Below are 10,623 nucleotides of genomic sequence, written 5' to 3'. Positions count from 1 at the left end.
TCCAATTAATTGCTGGCATATAAATCTGCCCAACCTCTTTTTCCGAGGTGTACAAGATCTTCATGCGGGGAATAAATCCCAATAAAATAGCTTGGCTAGTCATAGAGTAGGCGCCTGAGATAACTGCCTGTGAGGCAATTACAGTAGCCATGGTTGCGAGAATAACTAGGGCAAGCGTATATGACTCAGGAACCATTAAGAAAAATGGATTTGAAATCGCTTCTGGGTTAGCCAAGAGTAATGCGCCCTGGCCAAAGTAGTTAAGCAAAAGACTCGGCATGGTTAAGAAAAACCAAGCAAATTGAATTGGTTTAATTCCAAAGTGCCCCATATCAGCATATAAGGCTTCTGTGCCAGTCACCACCAAGAACACCGCACCCAAAACAACAAATGCTTGTAGGGAGTGCTCAAGCAAGAAATTGATTGCGTACATCGGATTAGTAGCCAGCAAGATACTTGGGTTATCCAAAATCATGTATGCCCCGATCAACCCGATTGCCAAAAACCACATCACCACAATTGGACCAAAGAGAAAACCAACCAAAGCCGTTCCTTTTTTCTGAATGAGAAAAAGAGCAACAAGGATAGTGAGCGTAATCGGGATGACATATTTCGTAAATTGAGGGGAAACAATTTCAAGACCCTCGACTGCCGACAGCACTGAAATCGCGGGAGTAATTACAGCATCCCCATAAAACATACAGGCACCAAAGACCCCTAGCATCATGATCGTTAATGCTCTCTTGGAGTTTGCTGGAGCAGTTCTGAGGGCTAATGCCATCAAAGCCAATATGCCACCTTCACCATGATTATTGGCTCGCATTACAAACAGAACATACTTCAGCGACACCACCACCATAAATGCCCAGAAGACCATTGAAAGAACGCCCATAACAGCATCCGGAGAAAAGGGTATGCCATGCTCAGGACTGAAGCATTCTTTAAGGGCATACAAGGGACTGGTTCCAATGTCACCGAACACAACGCCAATCGCCGCAAGAGTTAAGGCGGGAAGGCTGCCTTTATTGTGGTTGTTGCCCTTAATCTCTATTGGGCGAAGAATATTTGACTGTGAATACTCAGGATTGCTAATGGACATGGGCTTACTCAGTTATTTGAATACTCCATCAAATCATGTGCGATGTATCAATCGCATAAACAACTATGAAATAGCTAAGCGGTAGCCTATACCGAGCTCAGTTAATAGGTACTCTGGCTCAGCAGATACCTTTTCAATCTTGGCTCTTAATCTACCCATATGAATTCTTAAGTAATGGGTATCATCCACATATTCAGAACCCCAAATCTTCGACAGCAATTGGCGCTGAGTAAAAATCTTGCCTGGCTTTGTAGCTAACAACATCAGCAATTTGTGCTCTATAGGGCTTAGATGAATTTCATTGCCTTCGAGCTTTACAAGTCCAGCAGAGACGTCAATTAGCAAATCTTTGTATTGATAGCGCTGGTCACGCATAAACATTTTTTGAGTGCGCCTGAGACAAACATTGATTCTTGCCAATAGCTCTTCAACATTAAAAGGCTTGGACAAATAATCATCTGCGCCTTCATTTAGCGCAACAATCTTTTCCTGCTCTTCTTGCCTTGCTGACAAAACAATAATCGGGAAATCAAATTGCTTTCTTACCTGCCGAATTAAATCTTTTCCGTCACCATCAGGCAAACCCAAATCGAGAACCATTAGCTTTGGTGTATTTTCAACCAAGTATTTATTTGCCTCTTCTAAAGATTTGGCTAATCTAGAAGCATGCTTTGCGGCGCTCAAGCTAGCCACTAAGAAATGAGCTATTTGCTCATCATCTTCAACAACTAATATGTAATCTGAAATCATGAGCTTGCTTTAAAAGGAAAGGTCATACCCACATAAGTCCTCCTATCGTCGCCAAATGGGGACTCGATGACTAGCCAGCCTTGGTGCTTATCCATCACCGCTCTTACTATAGATAAGCCCAATCCAAATCCTTTTTTATTGCGCTGATATGACTGTTGCTGCCCCGCCAATCCCTTATCAAAATCTTTAGGGAATCCAGCGCCCCCATCAATTACGCCAATCCGAATTTCATCATCAACCCTATCTACCAATATCTGTATTGGGTTGCTGCCTAGGTGCGCTTTGTTTGCGTTCTCAATCAAATTGGTTAATGCCAAGACAATTAAGGCCTGATCACCATAGATAAGTTCATCTTTTGCCCTCATTACCAATTGTAGTGACGGCTTTACTTCTCTATTGTTATATCTCGACATAACCGCCCCAACAATTTCTTCGGGCGACTGCCAATCCATTCGAATCTGATTGCCATCAGACATGCCAAGCTTAACCAAAGACAGTATGTTTTCAGTTGAGTCATTGAGATATACAGATTCAGAATGAATCATCTCTAACAGCTTTATGGATTGCTCATCCCCCAACTGCTGACCCTGATTTAAGAGTGATGAGCTGGCACCGATAATAGTAGTTAAAGGGGTTCTCATGTCGTGCGAGATAGACGACAAGAAGGCCTTTTGAATGGACTCTCGATGTGCTAACTCGCCAGCATCTTTTGCTTTAATCTCTGCTATTCGCTTTTGATAGTGAACAGACAGCTGATCAGCTATCGCCCTTATTAGGCTGACTTCAATGTTTTCCTCGTGCGCCCTCTCAATCACTAAAGCTGGCAACTCATGGCTTTTGTAAAACCTTCCAAAGGGAACGCACCAATAATCAATTGCCTCTAGGGTTCCTGTATGTGGTCCCAGCATCGCCCCATACTCAATTGCGTGAGAGAGATACCAAGAGTCAAGCTTAACTTTGCCCGGCTTAGAGCTCGCTAATTCAATACTGTCTTTGGTGGTTGCATCGAGCTTTAATATCGCAACTTCACACCCTAGCTCTCTTTTAAGCAATAGACAGAATTTCTGCAAGGCAACTACAGAGTCGGTCTCCACTGAAAATATTTCTATTATTGATCTCAATAGATTGGCTTTAAAGGTTTCTTTTTCGGCAATATCTTTTTGCCTTCTTAGCTGGTGTACTAAAGAGGTAATCGCAATAGATACCAGCAGAAATCCAAGTAGCGCACTCCAAGACTCAATGCTCCCAATAACAAAAGTATATCTCGGCTCTACAAAAAAGAAGTTTATGAGAAGAAAAGAGCCTATTGCCACAAAGATGGAGGTTACCAATTGGCTCTTGTAGGAAACCCAAATGACTAGAATCAAATATAGAAAGGACGCCCCCGCCAAACCAAGATACTTATCAACTATATGAGATAGGGCGGTTATGGCAATCATCCCCATAAAAATGCTCATTGCTTCAAGCAATATTGGACTTTTCGAGGAGTTTCTATTGGTCATATGGCCAATATACATTCACCAATGTATCAATCGCATATACGATTGAGGATTTGCACAGCCCAAAGCTCCAAAAACGGTCTCTTACCAAAAGCAAGTGTCAAGCGCCCCTTAACTAGACGCCGAATAAATTGTTCCATTTAGAACAGGCAATTAACCATCCTCTATCCATCCAACCCCATAAAATCAGGACATGAAATCACTAATTCGTTGCCCGTGGTGTGAGGGTTTTGATCTATATCGGCAGTATCACGATACCGAATGGGGTGTCCCACTACATGACAGTAGAAAGCTATTTGAATTACTCATACTGGAGGGCGCCCAAGCTGGCCTTTCTTGGTCAACCGTTCTAAAGAAGCGAGAAACCTATCGCGAAGCACTTGATCACTTTGACCCAAAGAAGATCGGCAAGTATGACGATAAGAAGGTTGCTGAACTATTGGCAAATCCTGGAATTATTCGCAACCGCCTTAAAGTAGCCGCAACGATTGGTAACGCCAAAGCTTATTTGACTCTAGAGAAAAGTGGGCAGCCCTTTAATCAATTTCTTTGGGCATTTGTTCAAAACAAACCCATTCAAAATGAACGTCGCTCTTTAAGTGAGGTGCCGTCAAACTCACCGGAATCAGATGCAATGAGTAAGGCATTACTTAAGACTGGATTTAAGTTTGTTGGCACAACGATTTGTTATGCGTTTATGCAAGCGAGCGGAATGGTTAATGATCATCTCGTCTCCTGTCATCGACACGCCGCAGTGAAAAAGAAAACGAAGGCATAGTGCCGTAAAACTAGATGCTTATCTTTGTTGCTCTATTTAGAATGGATAATTAAACATTCTCCATCCATAAAGCCCAATGAAATAACGGTGGAAGCGGCTGGCACCTAGAATTTAGATCTAGCGGTTAAGTTTCCAGCTCTTGAACAACAACCTCTTCCTCTAGATTAGTAACTTTCCTGCTTGCGAGATATTTCACGCCTTTTGTACCAGTGGATTCTGTATGAATCTGATTCGGCAAAAGGTGGAAAGTATCGCCAGCCAAACAGATTTTTTTAGCTCCGCCAATATTGATGTCGATTTGACCTTCTATAACCAGGGCCATCACCTCATATTGATGAGAATGATGGTCTAGAAAAAGTGAGCGCTCACGAACAACCACTACTGGGGCTGGAAATTTCTGCTTTTCGAGCAATTCTAAAAACGCGTTCTGATTCATTAATTGGCCAATTGTTTTTATAAGGGTCCAATTGTAATTGGGGGAAATTAAAAGGTTTGGTTAGGGTATCTCTAGCATTTCTTTAATGGCGTCCAGCAACTAGACGCTGAATAAACTTGTTCCATTTAGAACGGCCAAAAACAAATCCTCTATCTATCGAGGCTTGATGGAATCAGCACCTACTAGAGCTCTGCATCAAATCTGAGCTCTAAATTTTTGGGTGGATCTATGTAGTTTTCATTGGCATCAACAAACTGAAGGCGGCACTGGTTGGTAGTACCCATATATCTAACAAATAAATCACCTCCTAGCGCCTCAACCGCTTGCTTATCTTCTCCGCGTAGTTCGGAGACAAAATCTACAAATTTCTGAGTATTTTCTTTTTTTGGCTCAACGAGATAATTAATGGATTTCTGCAATTTATTGCGCGGGAACATATGAGGCCAATTTAAGCACCACATTTGAGATGTCTTTTTTTCTTTCAATGGCACAGGAAATAAAACCAATGGAAACCTTTTGAGATCCTGATTTGACTCAAGTGGACCACCATTTATGCCCGCCAATATCTCATCAGCCGCATCATTCAAAATACAGCAACCCGAGAACTCAATGGAGCCCTCCAATACAGATAGATCTTTAAATGCTTCGCTAACAAATAAATTGTTTTGAGGGTCCTCAATAAAATTACTCTTAGTTATCGCACCACGCAATGGCAAATTTTCTTGCATTGCTTTTTCCATCAATACTATTGTTGCCAAAATGAATTTGCTGATGTTTTGCGATGAAGTTATGGGGTGAGAAACCAATACGATTGAGTCAAACACAAACTTTGTTGTAGCAAAGTTTCCCTCGCACTCCTGAATATCTGGTGACGCCCCATCAGTAAAAACTTGCTCATTGGCTTCTTTAATAAACTGCCCATAAATTTCAATGAGCTTCTCTGGAGTTTCTCTCCTCATGCGCTCTCGAAAACCAAGAACATCCAAGAATGCTATCAGTCGATTTTCTAAAGTTTTGATGTTGGGGTTACTCATGTTTTGAGAATACTACCCGCGAACTAAAAATGCCAAAGCATTAAAAATTGAATGCTGTCGATGCCATTTTAGAAATATTCGAAACCGCTGCAAGCCAATAGATTCCGTGCTTGTAGGGCGGTGGGTCGCAACCAGCTTAGACCTAATATGCAGAACTGTTTTAGTCCTCTATCCTATGCTCGGAATTCTCTTTTTATAAGCGTCCAGCAACTAGATGCCTATAAAATAAGGGTTCGCCGCCGTTTTTCTCCAAAATAGAGCCTAAATGAGCTTATTAAGCTTTAAGGCGATCAATTCAGCCAGCTCAGTTTCATCCCCAAAGAACGCCTTTTCCATTGAGCGATACATGGCTTGTTGATTTAGGTCTGAGTAATCCAAGCTGTAACCTGCCGCTTTGGCCAATTGGGAGATGAATACCCTTTGAACTCGCCCATTGCCATCTCTAAATGGGTGCAGGACATTAATCTCAGATAGGTAGTGAGCCAAACGCTTGGCCACAACCTCAATCCCTTTGCCCTCAAATAAGCTTTCTTGTTCCAAACCATCAAAGATTCTCTTGGCAGCAGAGTCAATCATTCGAACATTAGCAAAGCGACTGTTTTCACGCAGGATATCAACGCGCCGAACTTCTCCAGCCCAATCGTAGAGATCTTGAAATAGTTCGTAATGAATTGCTTTTAAATGGTCAAAATCGAAATTGCCAACTAAAGGCTTATCGGAGATTCCCACAATGCGGGCTACGGTAATGTCTGCTTCAAAGGCATCAAGCTGATCTTGATCCGCAATACCTAGTTTATTTTTTAGGGTCGATGAGCCCGGATAACAATAAACATCATCCGCGTCGTAACGAGACATATCTCTCTTTTGTTTCTCGGATAATTTGTTCGATTGTTTTTTTGCCAGAGATAAAAGAGTCGAGGTCCTTCATCACCCGCTTACTAGGCTCCAAACCTTCAACACGCACTGACCCCAAAGCATTGGAAACAATACTTTTTCGGTTAGCGGTTAACGTGTTCGTTTTCATATGGTTTGATTCTAAACAATGTAGCCCTTAATATAGTTTCATGCAATCAAAAGGGCAGGCTATTGAAGTGATTTTTGATGAAACTGTCGATGCCGTTTTGAGGAAATTTGATGCCGATGGATGCCGAGGTTCTCGGTGCGTATCGGGCGCTAGGCCTTGCTGTGCTTAGACCCAATGAGTAGAGGACTGTCAATCCTCTTGCCTACGTTTTCAATCCTCTGCTCTACCGACTGAGCTACCAGGCCAAGAGTTGAAATTATAAATGAAAGTAGGTTTTAGCCTGGAAAATGTGGTTTTACACTACCAGCCTTGATTCAACCCCTGCCAGTCTAGCTATTCCAAGGGGCTTAAAGATTATTAAGAAAGCTACCCCTTGAAATCTGAGCAGCCAGTTGCTCGGCTTGCTTGGCAATAGCACTTGCGGCAATGACATCACCCAGACTTCCCATAGTGGCAGGCCCAATCATCCGTAAAGTATTCCACCGCTTCTGCGGCGCATGAAGGACTCTCCAATTTTCATCAACTGCGATCCCAGACCCCAAGGGATCAAAAATGGCCAATTGATCCTCAATCAACTTCCTCAGCAAAGGATCTGATGCGACCCCCGTGCAATTAATGATCCGATCTCCGTTAACTTCAGCTCCATTTGCTAAGAGCACCTTCACCTGAGATTGATAGTATTGGATTTCTTTGGCGCGCCCCAATTTAAATTGGATTTGATTTTTTGCCCTTAACTGCTCATAAGCAGCGATGGTTTGAGGTGATGCCCTAAAGCGATATAAATTCCATAGCCATCCCAGTCTTTTAAATAAGGACCGCTTTTGATGGGGCGAAAATTGTTGCCAAATCGTATTTATATTTGGCCTTAACTCTTCCCAAGCGCTCTGCCATTCTGGGCTGGCTGTCGATGCAGAAGGTAAATAATTTCGCATAAAACGAATCATCTTAGCTGGCGTTAAATTCTGCGGCCAATTAGGCTGTACTTTTCTTTGCCAATTTGCCTGAGCTGGTGGCAATACTGCGCGTGGACTGATTACATAAATCATCCCAAGATGCTTACGCTCAACCAAAGTATTAATAACATCTAAGGCTGTTAATCCCCCTCCAAGCAAAATAATATTTTCTTGGGGATTAATTACCTCTAATGCAGACCCTGTCCACGGATTTTCAATCAGCTCTACTGAAGGCTTGACAGTTTTAGGGCTGGACACTTCACATGGCCAGGTAGGCGGTGGATTACCGGTGGCAATAATGATATGCTGGGCGCTTAATACACTTTGATCATCAAGTTCAAGATTCCAAAAGCCTTCTGTACCACTGATACCAAGAACTCTGGCTTTAATATGCTCTGGTTGACTTGATTTAGATTCACGCATAATTAGTCCAGAAACATAGCGCCCAAAATCTTGACGGCGATAGAAATAGCCTGCATCAGTCTTAGCGTGAGGGTCATTTATATTCTCTTGAGCCCAGCTTGAAAAATGCAAAGGATCTTCTGAAAAAATAATTGGCAGATCTTCGCGGATATTCAGTCGAAAAAATTGACTATCGCAACCATAAGCATTGCCCTTACCGACCTCGCCTGGGCCAACTATGGCAATAGATGTAGATGCAACTCCACTACGCAATAGATGCGCCGCCATTACCGCTGCAGCAAAGCCGTCACCAATGATTAGAACTTCTTTCAAAATCGACTTTTCCTCAGGGAGTAATACTTAAACGCAAATACGCCGCAAAAACAACCAAGTGAATGATGCCTTGAGCAAACGTGGCCCTACCCATTGAAATTGTCATCACACTTAAGATAAAGGTCAGCATTAAAAAAACTAACGATTTTGCATCTAGGCCAAGAGTTAGGGTGATGCCAAACATATAGGAAAGAATTGCTACTACAGGAATAGTGAGGCCAACGCTAGCCAAGCCCGAACCAAAGGCAAGGTTAAAGCTGTTTTGCATTTTGTTATCTATGGCCTGTCTGATTGCCGTGAAAGACTCTGGCAAGAGCACTAAACAAGCAATCAAAATTCCAACCACTTCATGCGGCGCGCCAATTGCTTGAACCCCAACCTCAATAAATGGGGCTAATTGTTTTGCCAACATAATCACGGCGAGCAGTGTCACGATCAGAGCTAAGGTGCTGATAATGGTTTTCTGATTGCTTGGCTGAGGATGCGATTTTGAGCCATGTATATCGTGATCAAAAACAGGCGCCAAAAACAATGCCTTGTGCCGGATAGTCTGCGCATATACATAAGTAACATACAAAATAAAACACGCTACTGCAGCGCCCCTCAGTTGTGGAAGGGTGTAGTTTGGACCGGGCGTACTGGTAGTGTAAGTAGGCAATACAAAGGCTAGCGTGGATGAGGTAATTAAAAGCGCTAATGCGATATTGCTACCCTCGGGCTTGAATACTGTTTCATGATGCTTGATAGCACCTATCAATAAGCTAACGCCCACAATGCCATTGCATACAATCATGATAGTAGCAAAGATCGAGTCCCGCACAACCGCCTCGCTACCAGGGCTTCTGCTTAATAAAATACTGGCTATCAGCGCTACCTCAATCACCGTAACAGCAATGGCCAATATCAATGTTCCATAGGGTTGGCCAACGCGATGCGCAATAATTTCAGCAAAATATACTGAGGTAAGCACTGCGGCTATCAGTGCAATCGTCAGAATAAGTACTATGAACATAAGATATATTTTTTGATATAGGTTTTATTATTTTTTAGATCGCAATACCATGAAGTTCGGCACACTTAAATTCCAGTGAATTGCGCAAGCCCTAAAAATGAATATTTGTGCGGAGCAAAGAATTTCGCCAGCCAATATATGCTCAGGGAAAAACTTAAATATCGCAACCATACTTGCACAGCCTAAAAGTACTGGGATGATATAAAGCTCGCTTGACATCAAAAGAGTTTTTCGACCCACCAGAACATCACGAATAATGCCGCCACCAATTGCTGACATTACACCAAATACAAGGGGAAGAATTGGGATGGTTAATCCAAGACCCCATATTTTGATAGTGCCTTGAATAGCAAATAAGGCCGCGCCCAAAGCATCCAAATACAGCATCAGCACATAAACTTTAGCGCTTCTGAAAAAAGGCCGGGCTATGAAAACGCATGCGCTAGCTAAAACAGCGAGCCGAATATCGATGGCATCCGGCAGCCAAAATACTGGAACACCAACAATTAAGTCACGTAAAGTGCCGCCACCCACTGCCGTAATGCTTCCCAAGACAACGACCGCAAAAATATCGATATCATCTTTTTCGTTAACGGCCAATACCGCTGTTATTGCGAAGGCAATAACAGCCAAGTTATTAAGCCAAAAGTTTAGGGCTTGGGTATCCATAGCGCTCTTTAGATTCTATATACATTAGTAGCTTTAGTTTGGCCAATGGAGGAAACACTAGAGAACCTTCAGCACTATCACGTCGACGTCATTTGGGAAATATTAGGGCATTGCGAGCCAATGTGCAGGGCTGTTTTAGTGTTTTCAACTCTACCCTACCAACTGGGCTATTAGGCCAAGAAACCCTTTACAGATGCAGGATTTCGATTCTGCGGGACAGCGACGCGCCGAACTAACTAGCGAACCAATTTGCCAAGTTCTGCAAGCAAATTCATAGATTTTGAACTAGGCACAAGATATTTCACCCTTCCATCAGTCTTGTCTTGTACAAGCTTTATTGCTTTTTTAGCGACCAATTTTTTGATAATTCCATGGATCGTAGCAGGCGATGCAATAAAGTCCATATCCAGCAATTGCTTTACCCTAAATGCCTCTTGATTCAAATACCTTCTTGTAATGATACGCAAAACCAAGCATTCTTTAATTGAAAGATCGCACTGATTACGAAGAGAATCTCGCCGATCTACAAAATCGAGATACGCGATGATATTTTTAGAGATAACGCTTGCTATAGCCACCCTTTATTTTCACTCATAAGTTTGTAGTTTTCTTATCTGAAGTCAATTTTATGCAT

The 10,623-nt window shown here is 42.5% G+C and carries 12 protein-coding genes and 1 pseudogene; 1 reads left to right on the top strand and 12 read right to left on the bottom strand.

Annotated features, from left to right (window positions below):
* From B7Y67_RS06905 to B7Y67_RS19485, 4 genes and pseudogenes are all read right to left on the bottom strand, one after another.
* Positions 1 to 1,099 (bottom strand): KUP/HAK/KT family potassium transporter (locus B7Y67_RS06905; protein WP_293598010.1); only part of this gene is annotated, 1,099 nt, incomplete at its 3' end.
* 63 nt (positions 1,100 to 1,162) lie between these two features.
* Positions 1,163 to 1,849: a response regulator gene (locus tag B7Y67_RS06900; protein ID WP_293598009.1), complete on the bottom strand. Its 687-nt coding sequence runs from the start codon at positions 1,847 to 1,849 to the stop codon at positions 1,163 to 1,165.
* On the bottom strand, positions 1,846 to 2,943 hold the full coding sequence (locus tag B7Y67_RS06895; protein ID WP_293598008.1) for an ATP-binding protein: 1,098 nt from the start codon (positions 2,941 to 2,943) through the stop codon (positions 1,846 to 1,848). Before B7Y67_RS06895 ends, B7Y67_RS06900 begins: the two co-directional genes overlap by 4 nt.
* 60 nt (positions 2,944 to 3,003) lie before the next feature.
* Positions 3,004 to 3,288 (bottom strand): annotated as a pseudogene (locus B7Y67_RS19485) (DUF4118 domain-containing protein); the annotation flags it as partial.
* A gap of 253 nt (positions 3,289 to 3,541) precedes the next feature.
* On the opposite strand from B7Y67_RS19485, the gene B7Y67_RS06890 reads away from it, so the two are divergent.
* The gene (locus B7Y67_RS06890; RefSeq protein ID WP_293598007.1) at positions 3,542 to 4,126 is read left to right on the top strand and encodes a DNA-3-methyladenine glycosylase I; all 585 of its coding nucleotides are present in this window, start codon (positions 3,542 to 3,544) and stop codon (positions 4,124 to 4,126) included.
* 124 nt (positions 4,127 to 4,250) lie between these two features.
* On the opposite strand, the gene B7Y67_RS06885 is transcribed toward B7Y67_RS06890, so the two are convergent.
* The 8 genes from B7Y67_RS06885 to B7Y67_RS06850 all read right to left on the bottom strand — a co-directional run bounded on the left by B7Y67_RS06885 (position 4,251) and on the right by B7Y67_RS06850 (position 10,432).
* Positions 4,251 to 4,562: a cupin gene (locus B7Y67_RS06885; protein WP_293598006.1), complete on the bottom strand. Its 312-nt coding sequence runs from the start codon at positions 4,560 to 4,562 to the stop codon at positions 4,251 to 4,253.
* A gap of 182 nt (positions 4,563 to 4,744) precedes the next feature.
* Entirely contained in the window at positions 4,745 to 5,596 is an 852-nt protein-coding gene (locus B7Y67_RS06880; protein WP_293598005.1) for a hypothetical protein, read from the bottom strand.
* 261 nt (positions 5,597 to 5,857) lie between these two features.
* Positions 5,858 to 6,451, bottom strand: coding sequence for a Fic family protein (locus tag B7Y67_RS06875; RefSeq protein ID WP_293598004.1), 594 nt, complete (start codon positions 6,449 to 6,451; stop codon positions 5,858 to 5,860).
* The gene (locus B7Y67_RS06870) at positions 6,429 to 6,620 is read right to left on the bottom strand and encodes an antitoxin VbhA family protein (RefSeq protein WP_293598003.1); all 192 of its coding nucleotides are present in this window, start codon (positions 6,618 to 6,620) and stop codon (positions 6,429 to 6,431) included. Before B7Y67_RS06870 ends, B7Y67_RS06875 begins: the two co-directional genes overlap by 23 nt.
* Before the next feature lie 347 nt (positions 6,621 to 6,967).
* The gene (locus tag B7Y67_RS06865) at positions 6,968 to 8,308 is read right to left on the bottom strand and encodes an FAD/NAD(P)-binding protein (protein ID WP_293598002.1); all 1,341 of its coding nucleotides are present in this window, start codon (positions 8,306 to 8,308) and stop codon (positions 6,968 to 6,970) included.
* Between the two features lie 13 nt (positions 8,309 to 8,321).
* Positions 8,322 to 9,320: an ionic transporter y4hA gene (locus tag B7Y67_RS06860; RefSeq protein WP_293598001.1), complete on the bottom strand. Its 999-nt coding sequence runs from the start codon at positions 9,318 to 9,320 to the stop codon at positions 8,322 to 8,324.
* 27 nt (positions 9,321 to 9,347) lie between these two features.
* Positions 9,348 to 9,989 carry a TRIC cation channel family protein gene (locus B7Y67_RS06855; RefSeq protein ID WP_293598000.1) on the bottom strand — a complete coding sequence of 214 codons (642 nt, stop codon included), beginning with the start codon at positions 9,987 to 9,989 and terminating at the stop codon, positions 9,348 to 9,350.
* 236 nt (positions 9,990 to 10,225) lie between these two features.
* On the bottom strand, positions 10,226 to 10,432 hold the full coding sequence (locus B7Y67_RS06850; protein ID WP_293597999.1) for a hypothetical protein: 207 nt from the start codon (positions 10,430 to 10,432) through the stop codon (positions 10,226 to 10,228).
* Between the last annotated feature and the right edge of the window lie 191 nt (positions 10,433 to 10,623).

This window comes from Polynucleobacter sp. 35-46-11 (assembly GCF_002281105.1).
The sequence above is the reverse complement of the archived record's forward strand: the minus strand, read 5'-3'. Positions and strand labels throughout refer to the sequence as shown.